General features: G+C 31.8%; 15 protein-coding genes and 4 pseudogenes. 12 read left to right on the forward strand and 7 right to left on the reverse strand.

The features are described from left to right. From P5P87_RS00795 to P5P87_RS00815, 5 genes and pseudogenes are all read right to left on the reverse strand, one after another. Positions 1–1,038: a helix-turn-helix domain-containing protein gene (locus P5P87_RS00795; protein WP_278021176.1), complete on the reverse strand. Its 1,038-nt coding sequence runs from the start codon at positions 1,036–1,038 to the stop codon at positions 1–3. A 33-nt stretch (positions 1,039–1,071) separates the two neighbouring features. Then, positions 1,072–2,052 (reverse strand): helix-turn-helix transcriptional regulator, encoded by a 981-nt coding sequence (locus P5P87_RS00800; protein ID WP_278021177.1) that lies wholly within the window; start codon positions 2,050–2,052, stop codon positions 1,072–1,074. Positions 2,053–2,130: 78 nt separating this feature from the next. Further along, positions 2,131–2,283, reverse strand: a complete 153-nt coding sequence (locus tag P5P87_RS00805; protein ID WP_198857473.1) for a hypothetical protein — start codon at positions 2,281–2,283, stop codon at positions 2,131–2,133. A gap of 172 nt (positions 2,284–2,455) precedes the next feature. Next, positions 2,456–3,784: a sigma-54-dependent transcriptional regulator gene (locus P5P87_RS00810; protein WP_278021178.1), complete on the reverse strand. Its 1,329-nt coding sequence runs from the start codon at positions 3,782–3,784 to the stop codon at positions 2,456–2,458. A gap of 7 nt (positions 3,785–3,791) precedes the next feature. Beyond that, positions 3,792–4,882 (reverse strand): annotated as a pseudogene (locus tag P5P87_RS00815) (sensor histidine kinase). 355 nt (positions 4,883–5,237) lie between these two features. Here P5P87_RS00815 and P5P87_RS00820 point away from each other — a divergent pair. The 3 genes and pseudogenes from P5P87_RS00820 (at position 5,238) to P5P87_RS00830 (ending at position 7,283) form a co-directional block, all read left to right on the forward strand. Beyond that, positions 5,238–5,771, forward strand: coding sequence for a YcxB family protein (locus P5P87_RS00820; protein WP_278021180.1), 534 nt, complete (start codon positions 5,238–5,240; stop codon positions 5,769–5,771). 149 nt (positions 5,772–5,920) lie between these two features. Then, positions 5,921–6,382, forward strand: coding sequence for a hypothetical protein (locus P5P87_RS00825; RefSeq protein WP_278021181.1), 462 nt, complete (start codon positions 5,921–5,923; stop codon positions 6,380–6,382). A 723-nt stretch (positions 6,383–7,105) separates the two neighbouring features. After that, a pseudogene (locus tag P5P87_RS00830) lies at positions 7,106–7,283 on the forward strand (histone H1). 293 nt (positions 7,284–7,576) lie between these two features. Here P5P87_RS00830 and P5P87_RS00835 read toward each other — a convergent pair. Further along, complete coding sequence (locus P5P87_RS00835; RefSeq protein WP_278021182.1) at positions 7,577–8,332, reverse strand: response regulator transcription factor; 756 nt, start codon at positions 8,330–8,332, stop codon at positions 7,577–7,579. A 213-nt stretch (positions 8,333–8,545) separates the two neighbouring features. Between P5P87_RS00835 and P5P87_RS00840 the strand changes: the two genes are divergently transcribed. Both P5P87_RS00840 and P5P87_RS00845 read left to right on the forward strand, forming a co-directional pair. Further along, positions 8,546–8,821, forward strand: coding sequence for a hypothetical protein (locus tag P5P87_RS00840; RefSeq protein ID WP_278021183.1), 276 nt, complete (start codon positions 8,546–8,548; stop codon positions 8,819–8,821). Continuing rightward, positions 8,787–9,725, forward strand: a complete 939-nt coding sequence (locus P5P87_RS00845; protein ID WP_278021184.1) for a serine hydrolase domain-containing protein — start codon at positions 8,787–8,789, stop codon at positions 9,723–9,725. The genes P5P87_RS00840 and P5P87_RS00845 overlap by 35 nt, the downstream gene beginning before the upstream one ends. 86 nt (positions 9,726–9,811) lie before the next feature. On the opposite strand, the pseudogene P5P87_RS00850 reads toward P5P87_RS00845, so the two are convergent. Beyond that, positions 9,812–10,853: pseudogene (locus tag P5P87_RS00850) on the reverse strand (GntR family transcriptional regulator). 386 nt (positions 10,854–11,239) lie between these two features. Between P5P87_RS00850 and rhaT the strand changes: the two are divergent. The 7 genes and pseudogenes from rhaT to P5P87_RS00885 all read left to right on the forward strand — a co-directional run bounded on the left by rhaT (position 11,240) and on the right by P5P87_RS00885 (position 20,424). Beyond that, positions 11,240–12,289 (forward strand): L-rhamnose/proton symporter RhaT, encoded by a 1,050-nt coding sequence (gene rhaT, locus P5P87_RS00855; RefSeq protein ID WP_278021185.1) that lies wholly within the window; start codon positions 11,240–11,242, stop codon positions 12,287–12,289. A 30-nt stretch (positions 12,290–12,319) separates the two neighbouring features. Then, positions 12,320–14,465, forward strand: a pseudogene (locus P5P87_RS00860) (bifunctional aldolase/short-chain dehydrogenase). A 202-nt stretch (positions 14,466–14,667) separates the two neighbouring features. Beyond that, the gene (locus P5P87_RS00865; protein WP_278021186.1) at positions 14,668–15,942 is read left to right on the forward strand and encodes a sugar isomerase; all 1,275 of its coding nucleotides are present in this window, start codon (positions 14,668–14,670) and stop codon (positions 15,940–15,942) included. A 138-nt stretch (positions 15,943–16,080) separates the two neighbouring features. Next, positions 16,081–17,442: an FGGY-family carbohydrate kinase gene (locus P5P87_RS00870; protein ID WP_278021187.1), complete on the forward strand. Its 1,362-nt coding sequence runs from the start codon at positions 16,081–16,083 to the stop codon at positions 17,440–17,442. Positions 17,443–17,538: 96 nt separating this feature from the next. Next, positions 17,539–18,279, forward strand: a complete 741-nt coding sequence (locus tag P5P87_RS00875) for a (Fe-S)-binding protein (RefSeq protein WP_111425602.1) — start codon at positions 17,539–17,541, stop codon at positions 18,277–18,279. Between the two features lie 164 nt (positions 18,280–18,443). Then, positions 18,444–19,844 carry a lactate utilization protein B gene (locus P5P87_RS00880; protein ID WP_278021188.1) on the forward strand — a complete coding sequence of 467 codons (1,401 nt, stop codon included), beginning with the start codon at positions 18,444–18,446 and terminating at the stop codon, positions 19,842–19,844. Continuing rightward, positions 19,837–20,424: a LutC/YkgG family protein gene (locus tag P5P87_RS00885; protein WP_198857460.1), complete on the forward strand. Its 588-nt coding sequence runs from the start codon at positions 19,837–19,839 to the stop codon at positions 20,422–20,424. Before P5P87_RS00880 ends, P5P87_RS00885 begins: the two co-directional genes overlap by 8 nt. Positions 20,425–20,742 lie beyond the last annotated feature (318 nt).

Genomic DNA, 20,742 nt, shown 5'->3' on the forward strand with positions numbered 1-20,742 from the left:
TTATTTGAAACAAAAAGTTTTGATAATAGACTTGTTGGAATCTTTTTTATGAATTTTTTTTATGAAATCATCAATCGGTCTAGTTTTTAAAAGTTTAAAATACTTGGTAGAAAAATAATTTAGTTTGGTATAGTTGAGTTCATACATTACAGAAGTTAAAGTTGAGTATTGGCCACTTTTTAAAAGCTTTTGCGCTAAAATCATTTTTTCTTCAATAAATAAATTTTTAGGTGTGTTATTATAACGTCTTTTGAAATAATTTTTATATTTAGAAGAAGACATTCCAGCCATTCCAGATAGAAAAACAAGAGAAGGAAATGGTCCGTAAAGATTATTTATTAAGTAGTTTTTTGTTTTCTCCAATGCTTCGTTTTCAATTTCAGTTAGCGGCTTATTTTGTTGGTTGGTATTGTAAAATTTATTGAAAAAGTTCCCTAAAATTTTTAAAGAGATGCCTTTAATAAAAGAGTCATAAGATAAATCTTTAACAGATTTTGTTTTTAAAGACTGAATTAATAGTATGCTATTACTATCAATATTTCCGTAATGATAAAATGCCTTTTTATTGTTTTGTGTTTCTGTAAAAGCATTTTCTTCTAATGTGATTTTTTGAATAAAATCGTGAAGTAGTTTTTTATCTATTAAAATTCTTAACGCGATGGTTCTTTCATTTACAGCGGGTTTAAATGAACTTTCGATTTGGTTATCAAGAATTGCTAAATCCAACTGATTAAAGGAGCCAATTTCATAATCAATGTTATTGATTTTAATAAGATTGATATGCTCACTTAAATCAAAGTGAAAAATATACAATTGATTGTCAGATTTTAGACGTGTAATTTTTAAAGGTTCATTGGCAACCAGATCAGCATAAACTACAGAAATTCCATCCATAATTTGGGAAAAGTAAAAAAAACCTTTTCCAATTTCTTTAGGAATCATCATCAATTTGTTATCTATTAATTCGGTATTTAACTGCTCTGCTACATTCACTTGCCATTCTGGTGTTAAACTATAGTAATGAGTAATTTTTCTCATAAGCGGCTTATTTAATTTTATTTACTGCAATTATTATAATTGGGTATTAAATGCTTTTGGTGAGAGTCCGAAATGTTCTCTAAATTTTGAAGCGAAATATGAATTATTGGTGAAATGAAGCTGATCTGAAATTTGAGAAATAGTAAGTTGCTTTTTTTCTAGGAGTTCCTTAGCTAATAATAGTTTATTGTCCATGAAAAAAGCATTGGGAGTATTGCCAGTTATTTTTTTGAATAATGTTTTAAATTTTGATTCAGACATGTTTGACATTTTTGCCATGTCTGTTATACTTGGAAAATGATCTTCGAGATGACTAACTAGATACATTTGCATGTTAATGATATGATTTAAGTCATTTTCATTTACAGTTTGGATAATTAATCTTTTTGTAGCGATTTTTTTTAAATAATTAGAAATTAGTAAATGAACGGTACCTCTTAAATTTAAGTCAAAAACAGCACCTCCAACTTCCAGCTTTCGTAGATCATTTAAAAGATGGAAACTTTCGTTGCTCATTCTATCAAAACGTACGATCGTATTTACTTTTGAGTTAACAACACTATCTATGTTTTGAATAACTATATTATTTTTTTTTGCAAAAGCTCTGATTGTACTCTTTTTGATAAAAATGCATAAGGCAAAAGTTTTACTTCCTTTTACAACATTATATTTTGAATCAAGAGATCCGTCGATTACTGCTAGATTGTATTGCCATCGACCAATATTGTACATAAAATGAATATTACTTACAGATGCTTCGCCTTCTGTGAGATTATAATAAAATCCGACAAAATCTTGATTCAGATTTTTTTGTATAAGTTGGAAGTTTCTATGATATTCAACATTGATATAGTAAGCAATTATACCATCACCACAATCTAAAACGTATCTTGTGCCAGTTTGGGAGTCTTGTGGAAGAATAATAAAATTTCCTTCAATTTTTCCGCCAATTTGTGCAAGATAGTGCTTAACCCAATTCAAGTCAGCACTGTAATGATGTTCAATTATTTTCATATGTAATTGAATTTTATATTATAAAGTTAAGTTATTTTTACTAAATAAATATTTTTTTTAATTGTAAGTTGTTGATTTTTAGCAAGGTGTGGTTTGTGTTGTGACTTTTGATAAAAAATCAGTTACTTGTGTTGCGAGAAAAAAATCGGACAAGGCAATTGTATAAGGTTTTAAAGTAGTCTGGTTGGCTGTAGATTCTATTGGAGTATCAGTTAAAGAGGAGTAAGTCATAATCTGTTTTTTGTCTTATTTTGATTTATTTTAATATAATTTAGACTTCTACAGGCAAAGAATATGCCTTGTTTTTTATATTGCTGTAAATCAATACATTGTGATGTAGGTTTGTTTTTAGGACAAAAAAAGTTTAGGTAGATTATGTTATGTTGTGGAGAAATTCCTCTTTTTATAATATTTTTTGATTCAAAGTTTTGCGATCAATTTGAAGTATTTGAGTCGCTTTGGTTTTATTATTATTGACATAGGACAATACTTTAAGAATTTGTTCTTTTTCGTATTCTTTTAAAGATTTAAAAGTATCGTTTGAAGTTGAAATGTGATATTTTAAATGCTCAGGAACCTGATTCAATGTAATTTGGTCATCGCTCATAATAACTATTCTCTGAATCATATTGTCAAGCTCCCTTATGTTTCCAGGCCAGTTATACCGCATTAAAATGTCAATAACTTTTTCATTAACTTCTATATTGGACTTTTTATATTCTAAGGTATATTTTGCTATAAAGGCATTTATCAATAAAAGCAAATCATCTTTGCGATCCCGTAAAGGTGTAGTTTTAATATTGATCACATTAATTCTGTAATACAGGTCTTCTCTAAACAAACGTTTTGCAACCATGTCCTCTAGATTGCTGTTTGTAGCAGAGAGAATTCTAACATCAATTTTTTCTGGTTTTGTAGCACCAACTCTTAAAATTTCTTTTTCTTGAAGTACACGTAAAAGTTTAGTTTGTACCATTAAGGGAGCGTCACCAATTTCGTCCAAAAAAATTGTTCCGCCATTTGCTGCCTGAAATAAACCTATACGTGTTTCAGTTGCGCCAGTAAATGAGCCTTTAACATGTCCAAATAATTCAGATTCAATTAAGTTTTCAGGTATCCCTCCGCAGTTTATAGCAATGAAAGGTTTATCGGCAAGTTTGCTTGTGTAATGAATAGCTCTTGCAATTAATTCTTTTCCTGTACCGCTTTCGCCTTCAATAAGTACATTTGCTCTAGTGTCTTTGACACGTTCAATGATTTCTATTAGATCTTTTAATTGATTTGAATTCCCAATTATCTCACCGTAAAAATTTTCGGTTTTTGAATTTGATAAATGTTTAGAAGGTCTTGCAATAAATTTATGTTTTTCAAGTAAGCTTAAAATTGCTTTATGGAGTTCATCAGATGTAAATGGTTTAGTTAAATAATCTAATGCACCAGATTTCATGGCATTGACAACTATATGTACGGTTGGAATACCTGAAATAACTAGTTTTGGTATATCGGGATAATGCTCTTCTGCATATTTAAGCAATTCGATGCCATTAATGTCTGGCATATTTAAGTCGCTGATTAAAACACTGATATCGGCATATTTTAAAATTTCTATGGCTTCATTAACAGATGAGGCTTTATATGTACGATAATTAAAAGCTTTTAATTGTCTTTGAACTAAATCGAGCATATCGTCATTATCATCAACAATCAATATGTTTTCTTTTTTAAAAGTCATTTTGTTTTTAAGATAGGGGGATCTTAATTATAAAAATTGATCCATTTGGAAAATTGTTTTGGAGAATAATTTCTCCTTTATGATTTTTGATTATGCCATGTACGACGCTAAGGCCTAATCCGCTACCATAACTGGTAGGTTTGGTAGAAAAAAAGGTTCGAATATTTTATCTTTTATTGTGTCTGGAATACCACTTCCTTGGTCTTTAATTTTAATATATAAATTGGTTTCATCATTTTCTATAATAATCTTAATAGTGCTTTTTTCAGGCGATGCATAAATAGCATTGATTAATAGATTAAAAAAAACTTGTGTTATTTGAACAGAATCTATCTTTGCAGTTATATTTTCATCTTTAAAAATGAGCTCATATTTGATATTTTTTTTTTGAAAGTTTGATTTTAAAAATGACAAGGCAAAAACGATAATTGGTTTAATTTGCTGTACTTCTAGTTTTTGTGGCATTTCGCACGAGAAAAACATTAATTTTTTTACTATCTCACGAGAATAGATTACGGAATTAATAACAATCGAAATATCTGAAGCAATATTTGGATCTGAATTATGATCTTTAATAAGTTCTGCAAAACCTAAAATGTTGCCTAGAGGAGTATTTAATTCATGTGCGATTCCTGCTGTCATTTCTCCGAGAAGAGTAAGACGTTCCATGCGCTCAAGAGTTTTTCTCAAAAGAGCTTTTCTTTCTAATATTTGATGTTTTTCAATGTAATTTCCAATTTCTAGTGCGATTGTATCTAATAGTTTTTGTTCATCTGAGCTAAAATCCTCAAGAGTATATTTAGATGATGGGTAGTGCACTTTTATATTTCCGCAATCAATCTTGTTTATAGATATAATGCTATATTGAAAAATACTTTTTTCTATCTGTTCAGATGTTGAAAGATGGTAATTAGTCGTATGAATTTCTACTACAGCATCGCTAGAAAAACGCCAAGCATTTTTTGTACTAATAATAATATCATGTAAGGTCTGAATATTAATAGAGTCTGCGTTAGAAATTGTTTTTAGAATTTCATAAAGAGAAGTAAGTTCTCTCACTTTTTCTCTTAAATTTTCTTCAGTAGACGGTAAATTCATTGTAAGAAAAAAATATATAATTAATTTTAAAAAGCACCAAAAGTAAATAAAAAAATACTATTATTGTATAAAATAGTATTTAATCTTAACTATTTGAAAACGAAATAAATAGTTGGTTGTATTATGTCTTATTTTGATGTTTTTATAGCTTTTAGAGGTAAGTTCTGAATAAGGTTTTTTGTAAAAAAAATGTCAGAATTTTTTATTGATTATTTTGACTTTTAGTTGACTCTTTTTGAAAAATGTAGAATTATGAATTAAGTCCTATTTTAATAGTTTTAAAGCTTTTCCGTCCATTTTAAGAGTTTACTTCGTGATACCTTTGTTTCAACAATATTGAACAAAAACAAATAACATGAATACCGCAAACTTTTCATTAGAATTTCAATTGAATGTTTCGGAAATAAAAATGCTTAATGATATGTATTTTAAGCATTTATTTAAAGATCGAATCGTATTTGGTCTCCTTATTGTTTTGTCTTTAATGATACTAATTGATTTTAGTCTAGAAATAGACTATCTTGATTGGTTAATAAGAAGTCTACTTTTGGTTGTTTTTTTTGTAATGATTCAATTTTCTCTTATAGATGTGATTTCTAAAGCGATTTTTAAATTGACAAAAAAAATTATTGGGTTAAATAAATCTTCCAATAAATATAAACTCTCTTTTACTCATTCTAATATCTGTGTCAAATCACCATTGGGAGAATTAACCCATAAATGGTCAAAAATTGAAAAAGTTATTCAAACTAAAAACTTCTTGTTTCTATATGTAAAAGAACAAAATAGTTACATAATATCAATTTCCAAGAAAGAAAGCAATTCTAAGAAAATTGAGGAATTACTGTCTTTTGTAGAAAAAAATGTTATTCATGTTGTCAAAGTTTAAGGCCTATTATTTGTTTTCCTGGAAGGCTACAATCTATAAAACTTATTAAAAAATGCCTTATTATAATCATTTTATGGCTTATTGGGGGAGGTAAAGAACAAAGTTTAAATATAATTTTGGGTATACTCTTAATTGATAATTGTTAAGAAATGAATTTTTATTATAGATCTAAAAAGATGAGAATGAAAAAGGAGAAAATTTTAGTCCGAGATAATAAAGGAATCTTTTTGAAAATGTTTAAGAGAAAATTGAAAACTGATTTTGATTTTTTTGAAAAATCATTTTTTGATAATAGTGAAGACAAGATAAAAGAATATGATCGTATTATTTATGTAGTCTACGATAGAAATGAACTGCTTGGCTTTTTGCAGGAGAATAGAAATAGAAATGTATTGGTTTGTTTATTTGACAAGCAGTTTTATGCAAGTTTGTCATTTTTAGAAATAATGAACAATTTGGTGCTGTTTGATGAGTATAAAACTAGAAGAGAAATTTTTAAAGAAATAAAGGCTTTTTTTAAAAAGAAATTAGAATCAACAACTGAGAAAGTTTCTTCGCAATCTAATATTCCGTTTCCTGACTATTACAAGGCTATGTATTATTTAATGTAATTTATTTTATTTTTTATGTTTTTGCAAAGACAAAATTTGAGTGAAATTGTGCCTTTTATATGCAGGATAATTGTTGTTCATTATCCTGCATTTTTTTTAAACAATATGTAAACTCTTTAAAAGAGAAAATTTTCCCACTTAGAAATGCTTTCGTGGTTATGCTTTGCTGATTGATAATAATATAAAACGACTTGGAATTTTAGGAAATAATACCGTGAATAATGTCGAACAAACAACTTTTAAAAAGGAACAAATTCCTACTTACTATATAATCAATTTAGCCGAACAGCTTTCTGTTAAAATAAAAATTGAGATTAAATAATTGTAATAGAAAAATCGATTCTTTGTTATTAATGATCTGTAAACTTTTCCTTTTTAATAAAAACTCATCTGAGCAGAACTACCAATTGAGTATTTTTTTCCTTGTTTGGGGAATTTTTCCATGCAAAAATTAACAAATAGGAGCGTTTTAAATGCTTGTTTTAAATTAAAACCCCTTGTCTATGATACTTTCTACAAAGCATTAAAACAGGTGTGGTAAAAACACTTTTACAAATAAGTATTTGACTTTAAGCTGGTTGTGTTTGTTGGGTGTTGTCAAAAAATAGAAGTCAATTTATTGTAAAGAAAATGAATGAAAAACTGCATTAAATTTAACAGCAAAATTGTTGTAACTATCACACAAACTTTTATTTTTGTGGCTTAATTTAACAATATATAAGCATGAAAGATTTATTAGTAAAAATCAACGCCGAAATTGAAACATTCAAAGCTGAAGCTGAATCTTTGACTGAAAAAGGAATTAAAGCTCGCTGGACCAAGAGCACGTAAATCAACTTTAGAAATTGAAAAACTTTTAAAAGAGTTTAGAAAAGTTTCTATCGAAGAATCAAAAAAATAATACAACTAAAACCTCGTCAATCGGCGAGGTTTTTTTATGCCTTTGGTTTCTTACTAAATGTGTGTGATTTTAACGCAAAGCTCGCAAAGATTTTTATTGTATTTTTTGCGAGAGTTTAAAGTTCGCAATGCTTTGTGCTTACTTTTTGGATTTAGTGCTTTGCGGATTTGTAGAAGTGTCTATAAAAAAACTTAATAACTCTGAGAAAATCATTAGCAACTTCCGGGATACAAAACGCAAAGAAAAAACTTAGTATCTCAGAATCTCAGAACCTTAGCATCTTAAAAAAAAAATCATATCCACTTTAGTTTTGTTGCAATAGAACAAGCTTCGGCAGTATTGTTGACTTTCATTTTCTCTAGAATATTTTGTCGGTGTCGGCTTACGGTATTGATGCTAATAAATAATAGTTGCGCAATTTCTTTACTTTGTTTTCCTTCTTGAAGCATTTTAAGGATTTCTTTCTCTCTTGTAGAAAGAAAAAAATTACTCTCTTTTTCATTTTGCTTAATGATATTTCCAGTCGCTGTATTAATAATGGCGCCTTCATATTGTGGAGTCAAAGAAAAATCAAAATTATAGAGACATAGTGCCAGTTCTATATCTTCGTATTCATTTGAAAAGTAAAACATTTTATGTAATAAAGATTTTTCAGCTGTTTTATCGTTCATTCTCAGTTTGCTAATCACACAAAAATCTTTTCTTTCTTCTACAGAAACCGTTTTTATAAACTGAAAAAAGTGAAGCTCTAAAAGGTATTTTTGCAATACATCATCAGAATTTAACTTGCCAAAAAGCTCTTCTTCCCAGATGCTCTCAATTTCTTGGACTTGATCTTTTTTAAAAATCTTAAGTTCTTCTGAAATTTTGCCTGAGTAGATATAGCTTTTGTTTTTGTACAAATCGCTTAGAACGGCAATACCATTTTCTAAATCAGCGAAATTCTGAGCAATTTCTTTACAGGTTTTTAAAACCTTTTTATTATTTAAGTTTCCTGAGTTTTTTTGCTCTAAAAGCTGCTTGCTCAAATCATCTTTTATGCTTTTCATAAAATGGTTATTTATAAGTATTGTCTTATGGTTTTAAGCCGAATATATTTGTATGATTATATGACCTGAAATATAATAAAAAATGGGATTTAAAATAATTATAAAATTCTTAATCATTTTACTTGACTTATTATCAAGTTGTTTTGGCTAAATTTATTGCTAGAAATACTTGGCGAAAGTATAATGATTGTCAATGCTTAATAAATTAAAATCATGAAAAACCTTCTTTTAATTGTTTTTTTTATAAGTATAAATTCTCTTCAAGCACAAAATTCTGCCATAAAAAGGCTTGATGGGAGTACAATTTCAACAGATAGTTTAACAGCAACAATTGAAAACTTAATGGGTAAAGCCGATGTAAAAGGGCTGGCTGTAGCTATCTTTAACGCTAAAAAGCCTGTTTATATGAAAACTCTTGGCTTTAGTAATGTTGAAACCAAAAAAGAAGTTAGAGTTGCAGACCAATCTTTATGGTGCTTCTTTAAGTAAAGCCGTATTTGCTGTTTTGGTTATGAAATTGGTAGAAGAGGGCTTGATAAGTTTAGATAAGCCGCTTCAGGATTATCTGCCCAAACCTATCTATGAATATGATTTTAAAGTATGGCATGAAGATTTTAGAGAATTAAAATCATATCCAGAATATAAAAAGATAACAGCAAGAATGTGTCTAGATCATACATCTGGATTGCCTAACTGGCGCTGGTTTGAATCTGACGAAAAACTGAAAATTAAGTTTGAGCCAGGAACTAGATACAGTTATTCTGGCGAAGGACTCACTTATCTTCAGGTTGTTCTAGAAAAAATCACGGGGAAAACTTTAGAAGAAATGGCTCAGGAAAAAATATTCAAACCGTTGAAAATGACAAATTCGAGTTATCGCTGGCAAGAAAAATTCGAAAAAGATTATGCATACGGGTATGATGAAAACGGAAAAATGCAGGAAAAAGACAAAGACAATGCACCAAGAGGAGCAGGAACACTAGAAACTACAATAGAAGATTACAGTAAGTTTATAACAGCAATTTTGAATAAAAAAATACTAAATGCTAAATCGTATAAAGAAATGTTTGGCCCACAGATTCGAATTCGTTCTAAAAACCAGTTTGGTCCAGGTGCATTAGAAGACGGAAATTGGAATGATAAAACAGAACTTTCCTATGGTTTAGGATGGGGATTGGTAAAAACGCCTTATGGTTATGGTGCATTTAAAGAAGGTCAGGGTTCAGGTTTTCAGAATTATAGCATTGTTTTTTCAGACAAGGGCATTGGCATGCTGATTATGTCTAACAGCTACAAAACAGGAGCAATAATGAAGTATTTACTGGAAACAGGAATAAAAGATACCTACACGCCATGGGAATGGGATCAATATATTCCATATGATAAAAAATGAGTTTCTAAGTTTCTGAGAGGCTAAGCTTCTAAGACGCTAAGAAAAAAACTCAGAATCTTAGTATCTTAGAAGCTTAGCATCTTAGATTAGATTGAATTTCTATCAATAAAATTAAAAGGAACTTTTACCTGACCTTTTTCTTTATTCAAGATCATTCTGGCTCGCAGTTTCTCCCATTACATTAAAATCGGTTGACATTACAGTAATGCCAAGCAGGTCTTTTAAAGGAGTGTCGTTATAAGAGATAACGCCAATATCTTTTCCTAAAACAAATTCTTCATCGCGAATTTGTTTTACTAAATTCACTAAGTCAGATTCTTCAATCGTGATAAATAAATCTCCTTTTTTAAGAATCATATCATCATAAACTTCACTTAGAATTTCAAAATTGATTTCGTGTTCTACGCAGAATTTTCTAAATCCGTGTAAAATTCGTCTCGGGTAAGGATAAACGGCTTTGTCTGGATAAACTAGAATTAAACGTTTGTATTTCGATATTTTAGAAAGCCCTTCAATTAGAGCATTATATATGTCATTTTCAAAATCCTGATAAATTTTGATTACTTCATCTCCAGCTCCAAGTTTTATATTATCTAAAATAACCAGCTTTTCTTGCGGAATATTTTTAATAGCATTTACAACATTGTCTGTAAAACTGGAATGTTTTAATTCTTCTGTTTTAAAATGCGTTGTAATGACATAATAATCGTAAGCGCCTTCAAACTTATCTAAGATGTTTAAAAATAAGGTTTCGTCGCAGTGGTAAATTTGAAGGTCAACATGTGCATTTGCTCCAAGAGTATCAATAAACGAACTGTATGTTTTCATTTTATACGAACTCAATTTATTGGTCAGGAACAGAATATTAACCTTAGATTCAAGCTTTGTTCGGGTTATGTAATAGCCTTTTCCTCTAATAGAAGAAATGATTTTCCGCTCTTTTAAAATATTGTAAGCTTTCTCAACAGTATCACGAGACATATAAAATTCTTCGCTGAAACTATTTATAGATGGAATTTTTTGATTGATTTTTAAATTTCCGTTGGCGATGTTCTGAAGAATAGAGTCAACAATTTGTTTGTATTTAGGAACTCGTGAATCTTCGTCTATTTTAATAAGCTTAATCATGTTCATTGTTAGGAAATTTGTTTGGCATTTCAGCAAAACTCTTTTTAAATTCTAAATAATTTTAAAAAAATCTCTTTTTTAAAAAAATCTGTTGCGTAGAATCGTTTTAGGCAAGAAAAAGAGAATTTGACAAGGCTTGTAATCTTTTTTTATAATTTATAAATTTTAACCCGAATGAGGAATCAATAATTACGAAATCGATTGCTAAAGTAGCCATTTTAAATTTATTTACCCAATAATTACAGATTGTTATTTCTAATATTCTTTAGTTTTAACAAAAAATATAAAATACGTAAAGGATAGTACAGGACAGTTTTGTTTTTGACATTCTCTTATTTTACAAAACCAAATCACTATCTAACAAACCAAAAACTAAAATTTATTAAATGGAATCATTATTAGGAATCATTTTTCATTCTATCGGAGGATTTTCTTCGGGTAGTTTTTATATGCCTTTTAAAAAAGTAAAAGACTGGGCTTGGGAAAGCTATTGGCTAGTAGGAGGATTTTTCTCTTGGCTTATTGTTCCACCAATTGTCGCCTATTTAACGATTCCGCATTTTGGTGAAATTATAGTCGCAACTTCTCCATCAATAAAAACGTTTACATTTTCAATGGGACTTGTTTGGGGAATTGGCGGTTTAACTTATGGTTTAGGCGTTCGCTATTTAGGAATGTCTTTAGGAAACTCAATCACATTAGGATTTTGTTCTGCATTTGGAGCTTTAGTTCCTTCAATTTATTATGATTTTGTTCCAACAGAAGGAAAAATTTCATTCTCTCACATGCTTTCTAATTCTGGCGGACAGTTGGTTTTATTAGGTGTTGTAGTATACCTAGTTGGAATTGCTATTTCTGGAAAAGCAGGAATGCTGAAAGAAAAGGATTTTGCAACAGGCCATGAAGATAAGGATAAAGACTTCAATCTGGTAAAAGGTTTGATTGTAGCAGTGATTTCTGGAATTTTAAGTTCATTTTTTAATTACGGAATCGAAGCTGGAAAACCAATGGCAGAACAGGCTTTAATAAATGGAGCAAATCCGTTGTTCCAAAACAATGTGACGTATGTTGTCTTGCTTTGGGGAGGATTAACGACCAATTTCATCTGGTGCCTTTATTTGAATTTTAAAAATAAATCAATCAAAAATTATACTGATAAATCTACTCCAATAACAAAAAACGTTTTGTTTTCTGCTCTTGCTGGAACCATGTGGTTTTTACAGTTTTTCTTTTACGGAATGGGGGAAAGCAAACTTGGAAATGGTGCTAGTTCATGGATTTTACATATGGCGACCATTATTTTAACAGCAAACTTTTGGGGATTTTACTTGAAAGAATGGACAGGAGTTTCTAAAAAAACAATGAGAACTTTTTTCTGGGGAATTGGGCTTATTATGCTTGCAATCGTTTTGGTAGGAATTGGTAACTCATTATAAAATAATTCAAGAAATAATTTTAAATACTATATGTCGAATACAAACACAATTAATAATATGAATTTTAAGCATGTAAGCTACCTTTGGGATGAAGCTAAGGCAGCAGAATTAGCAGGTGATGAAGTAGCGCTTTTTATTTATCGTTCTAACTTGTTAGGAGCTGATTTAAGATTAACCAACTACGGCGGTGGAAACACTTCTGTTAAAATTACAGACAAAGATCCTCTTACTGGAGAATCTTCTGAAGTAATGTGGATTAAAGGTTCTGGCGGTGATATCGGAACGTTGACAAAATCTGGTTGTGCGGCTTTGTATTTAGATAGACTTCGTAATCTTGAAAACGTTTACAGAGGTATTGAGTTTGAAGACGAAATGGTAGAATTATTCAACCACTGTATTTTCGATTTAGCTTCAAAAGCACCTTCTATTGATACACCTTTACACGGATTTCTTCCATTCAAACATATTGATCACTTACATCCAGATGCGGCAATTGCAATCGCTGCTGCGAAAGATGGAAAGAAAATCACAGAAGAATTATTCAACGGAGAAATCGGTTGGGTAGGCTGGCAACGTCCAGGATTTGATCTTGGTCTTCAATTGAGAGCTTGTCTAGAGGAAGCAGAAAAAAACGGTAAAAAACTACGCGGAATCATGTTAGGTTCTCATGGTTTATTTACTTGGGGAGATACTGCGTTTGATAGTTATATCAATACGCTGGAAGTAATAGAGAAATGTGCTTCTTACTTAGAAGATAATTACGGAAAAACACGTCCAGTTTTTGGAGGTAAAAAAATCGACAGCCTTCCAGAAGCAGATCGTAAATTAAAAGCGACAAAAGTAGCTCCAATTTTAAGAGGTTTCTGTTCATCAGAACGTCAGATGATTGGTCATTATACAGACGATGCAAGAGTTTTAGAATTCATTAATTCTAATGATTTAGCAAAATTAGCTCCATTAGGAACATCTTGTCCAGACCACTTCTTGAGAACTAAAATCAGTCCTTTGGTTTTAGAATTAGATCCAAACGAAGACTTATCAGATGTTGCGGCTGTAAAAGCAAAATTAGCTCCAGCATTCGAAGCATATCGTGCAATGTACAAAGACTATTACAATGCATGTAAAAAATCAAATTCGCCAGCAATGCGTGACCCAAATCCAGTGGTTATTTTATATCCTGGAGTTGGTATGTTTACTTTTGCTAAAGATAAAACAATGGCGCGTTTGGCATCTGAATATTATATCAATGCAGTAAACGTGATGAAAGGCGCTGAAGCAGTTTCAGAATATACTTCTTTACCACACCAAGAAGCTTTTGATATCGAATATTGGTTACTAGAAGAAGCAAAATTACAGCGTATGCCAAAACCAAAAGCATTATCTGGAAGAGTAGCTTTAATTACAGGTTCTGCAGGCGGAATTGGTAAAGCTATCGCTAAAAAATTCGCTCAAGAAGGTGCTTGTGTAGTAATCAACGATATTAACGAAGAGCGTTTAGAGGGTGCAACTGCTGAGTTCATCAAATCATTTGGAAAAGATGCCGTTTCAAGCACTTTATTGAATGTTACTGATGAAGTAAGCACAGAAAAAGCATTAGACGAAGCTTGTTTAGCCTTTGGAGGTGTTGACATTGTGGTGAATAATGCTGGAATTAGTATTTCAAAATCTATCGCAGAACACACTCTTGAAGAGTGGGATAGATTATATGATATCTTGGTTAAAGGACAATTTATTGTTTCTAAAGCCGGAATCGAAGTAATGCGCAAACAAGGTTTTGGAGGAGATATTGTAAATATCGTTTCTAAAAATGCTGTTGTTGCTGGTCCAAATAACCCAGGTTATGGTTCGGCTAAAGTCTGCTCAAGCGCACTTAACACGTTTAATGGCTGCAGAACTTGGAGCAGATAAAATTCGTGTAAATACAGTAAATCCTGATGCTGTAATTTCAGATTCAAACATTTGGTCTGGAGGATGGGCAGAAGGTCGTGCAAAAGCATACGGAATTACAGTTGAAGAACTTCCGGCTTACTATGCAAAACGTACGTTATTAAATGAAATCATATTGCCAGATGATATTGCCAATGCTTGTTATGCTTTTGTTGGAGGTTTACTAGGTAAATCTACAGGAAATGCCTTAAACGTAGACGGTGGCGTAGCCATGGGCTTTTATAGATAAAGATTGTTTAGGTTTTTTATATAAGTTTGTTTAAGCAAAAGTGGTTTTTTGTGGTCTAGCGTTCGAAGTCTTTCGAACGTTAGATTTTTTAGCATATAACAATTCGCTTTAACAAAGAAAACTTAACAAAAAAGTGAAGTAAAACGGGAGTTCACAGCGTATAAAGTTATATATTGTAAACTCTATTAAAATATCAATAACTATGTTAATCGGATCAAACCACATCGAATCTCATAACGAAGATTTATTAAAAAAACACCAAAATAAATTAGTTTTTACAGCATCAGAAATAAATGATACAGAAGCTATTATTCAAAAATTAATCGATTTTCAAATTGCAATTCCATCTTGGGCTTTAGGGACAGGAGGAACAAGATTCGGACGTTTCGCTGGTGGAGGAGAACCTCGTTCATTAGAAGAAAAAATTGAAGATGTTGGTTTGCTTCACAAATTAAATAATGCTTCTGGTGCGATTTCACTTCATATTCCGTGGGATATCCCGACAGATTACAAAGCAATCAAAACACTAGCAAATCAGCACGGATTGAAGTTTGATGCGATGAATTCGAATACGTTTCAAGATCAAGCAAGTTCTGAGCACACTTATAAATACGGTTCTTTACAAAACGTAAACAAAGCAGTTCGCAAACAAGCAATTGCCCATAATATTGAAGTTATTAAACACGGGATCGAGTTAGGTTCTGAGTCTTTAACAATTTGGCTGGCAGATGGTTCTAACTTTCCAGGACAGTTAAATTTCAGAAAAGCGTATCAAAATACATTAGAAAGTTTAGAGGAAATCTACGATGCATTGCCTTCAAACTGGAAATTATTTTTAGAATATAAATGTGCTGAGCCTAACTTTTATTCTACGACTGTAGCAGATTGGGGGCAGTCTTATTCGTATGTTAAAAAGTTAGGCGATAAAGCGCAGACTTTAGTTGATTTAGGTCACCACCTTCCAAACGCTAATATTGAGCAAATCGTTTCTTTATTATTGATGGAAAACAAACTAGGAGGTTTCCACTTTAACGATTCAAAATACGGCGACGATGATTTAACAGCGGGAGCTTTAAAACCATATCAATTATTCTTAATTTTTAATGAATTGGTTGAAGGAATGGATGCAAGAGGAATGAATCACGCCAAAGATTTAGGCTGGATGATCGATGCTTCTCACAACATCAAAGATCCGTTAGAAGATTTATTGCAGTCTGTTGAAGCGATTATGATTGCTTATGCGCAAGCACTTTCTGTAGACAGAAAAGCATTGGAACAAGCACAAGAAGAAAATGATGTGGTAAAAGCGCAAGAAATTCTTCAAAACGCATTCCGTACAGATGTTCGCGCATTAGTGGCAGAAGCTCGTCTTCGTTCTGGAGCGGCATTAAATCCCGTAGAATTATATCGTTCACTTCAGGTTAGAGAAAACCTAGTTGGCGAGAGAGGTTTAAAAACAATGGCCACTGGGTTGTAGTTATAAGTTATGAATTATGAGTTATAAGTTGAGTCTTTTTGTGTTTTGTACTAAAAACATAAAAAGACTTAGCTTAAACATAAAAAAACATAATTCAAGAACTCATAACTTATAACTCATAACTCATAATTAGAATAAATGAATGTAGTTGCGATTTTTGATATTGGTAAAACAAACAAAAAGGTTTTTTTATTTAACGAAAATTATAAAATTGTCTGGGAAAAATCGGTAAATCTGGAGGAAACCACAGACGAAGACGGATTTCCGTGTGAAGATATCGAAGTGCTTAAAAATTGGATTTTAGATCGATTATCTGAAATAAAAGAGCTTAAAGATTATGTTTTAAAAGCCATCAATTTTAGCACTTACGGAGCAAGTTTTGTTTATATAGACGAAAACGGAAAAGTTTTAACTCCTCTGTATAATTATTTAAAAGATTATCCAGAGGATTTAAAAGCTGATTTCTATGAAAAATATAAAGGAGAAAAAAAGTTTGCTGTAAAAACAGCTTCTCCAGTTTTGGGCAGTTTAAATTCGGGAATGCAGATTTACCGCATAAAAGAACAAAAGCCCGAAATATTTGAAAAAGTAAAATACTGTCTGCATTTGCCTCAGTTTTTAAGTTTTCTTTTAACGAATGAAGCATACGCTGATATTACAAGTATTGGCTGCCACACCAATTTGTGGAATTTCAAAAAAATGAAATACCATAAATGGCTGAAAGAAGAAGGTATTTCAGATAAAATACCGCCAATTCATTTTGGTAAAGATGTCATTATGACCCGCGAAAATATTGCAATTGGAGTTGGTCTTCACGATAGTTCATCGGCAATTATTCCTTATACAATCAATTTTACAGAACCTTTTGTTTTATTGTCTACAGGAACTTGGAGTATTTCTTTAAATCCGTTCAACAACAAACCTCTAACGTTTGACGAATCGCAAAACGACTGTTTGTGCTATATGCAATATACTGAGAAACCTGTAAAAGCGGCTCGTTTATTTGCAGGAAACGAACACGAAGTGCAGACCAAACGCTTGGCAGAACATTTTAAGGTTCCTGTTGATACGTACAAAGAAGTTTATTTTGATAAAAAAATAGTAGCCAATTTACGCGCACTTAACTATCAGATTTTCTATCCAAAAAAATACAATTTTGATATCCTGAAAGAATGCCCTTTTCAAAAAAGAGACCTTTCACACTATAAAAATTACGAAACCGCTTATCATCAATTAATGTTAGATTTGGTAGAACAGCAGGTTTTTTCTACCAATTTGGTCATTCATAACAGTCCAGTAAAAAAGATTTTTGTGGATGGAGGTTTCAGTAAAAATTCGATTTACATGAATTTATTGGCAGAAGCTTTTCCAGATGTAGAAGTTTATGCGGCCTCGATGGCGCAGGCAAGTGCTTTGGGAGCTGCGTTGGCAATTCATGATAATTGGAATCCAAAACCAATTCAGAACGATTTAATTGACTTGAAATTCTATAAACATTAGGTAAAAACGGTCTGTATGTTGTAAATTTGCTGAGAAACGTATTTTTTACATTTTTACAGTACACGCCTAAATGAACAACACACTAAATACTACAACATGAAAATTGGACTTTTTATACCTTGTTATGTCGACCAATTTTATCCAAAAGTAGGAATTGCAACCTACGAATTGTTACAAAAATTAGGTTGTGACGTCGAATTTCCGATGGGACAGACCTGCTGCGGACAACCAATGGCAAATAGCGGTTATGCACATTTAACGAAAGGATGCGATGCCAATTTTATTGCCAATTTTTCTGGATTTGATTACATAGTCTGTCCTTCTGGAAGTTGTGTTTTGCATGTAAAAGACCATTTGCATGACGAAAAACAAGAAGAGAAGGCAACGGCAATTAGAAATACAGTATATGAACTTACTGAGTTTATAACCGATGTTTTAAAAATTGACCATATAGATGGAAGATTTCCGTATAAAGTCGGAATGCACGTAAGCTGTCACGGTCAGCGCGGTTTAAAGCTTTCGCAGATGTCAGAATTAAATGCACCATTTTTTTCTAAGCCAGAACAATTATTACATGGTATAAAAGATCTTGATTTGGTTGCTTTAACGAGAAAAGACGAATGTTGTGGTTTTGGAGGTACGTTTTGTGTGACCGAAGAAGCAGTTTCTGTAAAAATGGGACAAGATCGTATTAAAGATCACGAAAGTCATGATGTGGATTATATTACAGGCGGAGACATGTCTTGCTTGATGCATTTAGACGGAATTCTAAAAAGGCAAAAAAGCAGAATCAAAACCATTCATATTGCCGAAATATTAAATTCACTCGAAAACTAATATAGATGTTGAGTATAAAATTTAACCGCAAAGTGCGCAAAGTTTTACGCAAGGTTCGCAAAGTTAATTTTAATCTTTGCGAACTTTGCGCTTTTTCCTTTGCGAACTTTGCGGTTAAATAAATCATTATAAACATTTCAAAATTGACTTTTAAATAATTAAAAATGTCATCAGAAAAAATAATACAGCACAGCGAAGCCATGACCAAGTTTAACAAAGATGTAGAGCGTGTCAATTGGCATGATGAAACACTTTGGTTTGTGCGTGCAAAAAGAGATAAATCAGCACATCAAATTGAAGATTGGGAACTGTTGCGTGAAACCGCTTCTCAAATCAAATTCAATGTGCTTTCTAATATTCATGATTATTTAGTTGAATTTGAAGCGAATGCGCAACGAAACGGAATAATTGTACATTGGGCAGCAGATGCCAAAGAACACAACGAAATTGTGCATTCTATCATGGCTAAACATGATGTAAAGCAAATGGTGAAATCCAAATCGATGCTTACAGAAGAATGCCATTTAAATGATTATTTAGCCGAAAAAGGAATTGAAGTAATCGATTCTGATTTAGGTGAATATATCGTGCAGCTTCGAAAAGAACCGCCAAGCCATATTGTACTTCCGGCGATTCACTTAAAGAAAGAAGATGTAAGCGAAACTTTTCACGAACATTTAGGTACAGAGAAAGGAAATTTCAACCCGCAATATTTGACAGAGTCAGCGCGTCATAGTTTGAGAAATACTTTCTTGACTAGAAAAGTGGCTTTAACAGGAGTCAATTTTGCTGTTGCAGAAACAGGAGAATTTGTGGTTTGCACCAATGAAGGAAATGCCGATATGGGTGCGCATTTAGCAGACGTTCATATCGCTTGTATGGGATTTGAGAAATTGATTCCGAAAAGAGAACATTTAGGTGTTTTCTTGAGATTATTGGCAAGAAGCGCAACTGGACAGCCAATTACTACTTTTTCAAGTCATTTTAAAAAGCCAAGAGACGGAAAAGAAATGCATATCGTAATTGTAGACAACGGAAGAAGTACACAATTAGGAAGAGAAGATTTTAGAAATTCCTTGAAATGTATTCGTTGTGGTGCGTGTATGAACACTTGCCCAGTTTATAGACGAAGTGGTGGACACAGTTATCATAATGCTGTTGCAGGACCAATTGGTTCTATTTTGGCACCAAATTTAGATATGAGCAAAAATGCCGATCTGCCTTTTGCCAGTACGCTTTGTGGTTCTTGTACTAACGTTTGTCCAGTAAAAATTGATATTCACGATCAATTGTACAAATGGCGTCAGGTTTTGGTAAAAGAAGGACATACTCCGACAGCCAAAACTGTAGCGATGAAAACGATGGCAACTGTTTTAGCCAATCCGACAGTTTTTAATATTGCTGGAAAATCAGGACGATTTGTAATGAAGAACATTCCAGGAATGGTCAATAATAAGATGAATAAATGGTACGATCAGCGCGAAATGCCAGATGTTCCAGAAGAATCTTTTAGAGAATGGTACAAGAAAAATTCGCGAGAATCTAAAGAAAAAGGAAATGAGTAGTAAAGGCGAAATTTTAAAAAGAATAAAAGCAAATCAACCAGAATTGGTTTCAGAACTACCAGATTTAAATCTTTTAGGTTCAGAACAATTTGATGTATTAGAAACCTACAAAACGGTTTTAAAAGGAATTGGTGGTGATCCTGTAGAAGTTGCCGATTATAACGAAATCATCAATTACATCAAATCCAATTATAATCTCGAAAAACGATTAATTACAACGCTTCCAGAGCTTTCTGAAATTGCTTCTTTAGATTGGAAAGCAGTAGATCCGCATTCGCTTCAAGATGTTGAATTAACGGTTGTAAAAGCACATTTTGGCGTGGCAGAAAACAGCGGACTTTGGGTTACAGATGATATTTTAGGACAGCGTGTTGCGCCTTTCATAGCACAATATTTAGCGATTATAGTTCATAAAAAAGATCTTGTGCCAACCATGCAGCAAGCGTATCAAAGAATCGGAAACATGGAATACGGTTTTGGAACTTTCATCGCTGGTCCGTCAAAAACGGCTGATATTGAGCAGTCTTTGGTTCTCGGAGCTCATGGAGCAAGAGGTTTGATTGTGTTTATATTGGATTAATAAAAAATAATAGAAGGGGAGCCTGTCTCATTTTTTGAGACGGGCTCTTTTTTTATGCATCATTCTATGATTTTTTAAGGACCATAGCCAATGGTTTCAATCATTGGAATGTAATATAAGACCTAATACAAAATTCAAATGATTGAATCTTTGGACTTTATAAGCATAGAAAAGAGGTAAGAATTAATTTATCAAAAACAACATATCAGAATAAAATCCTGCAACTTCGGTGCAGAAATATGCTTTTGGTCTAAAATTTAAGGAATCTAAGCAAAATTATCTTATAATTGTGCTTATTACACAAACCAGAAAACCAAA

The sequence above is a fragment of the Flavobacterium ginsengisoli genome (genome assembly GCF_029625315.1).
In the GTDB taxonomy this organism is placed as follows: Bacteria; Bacteroidota; Bacteroidia; order Flavobacteriales; family Flavobacteriaceae; genus Flavobacterium; species Flavobacterium ginsengisoli.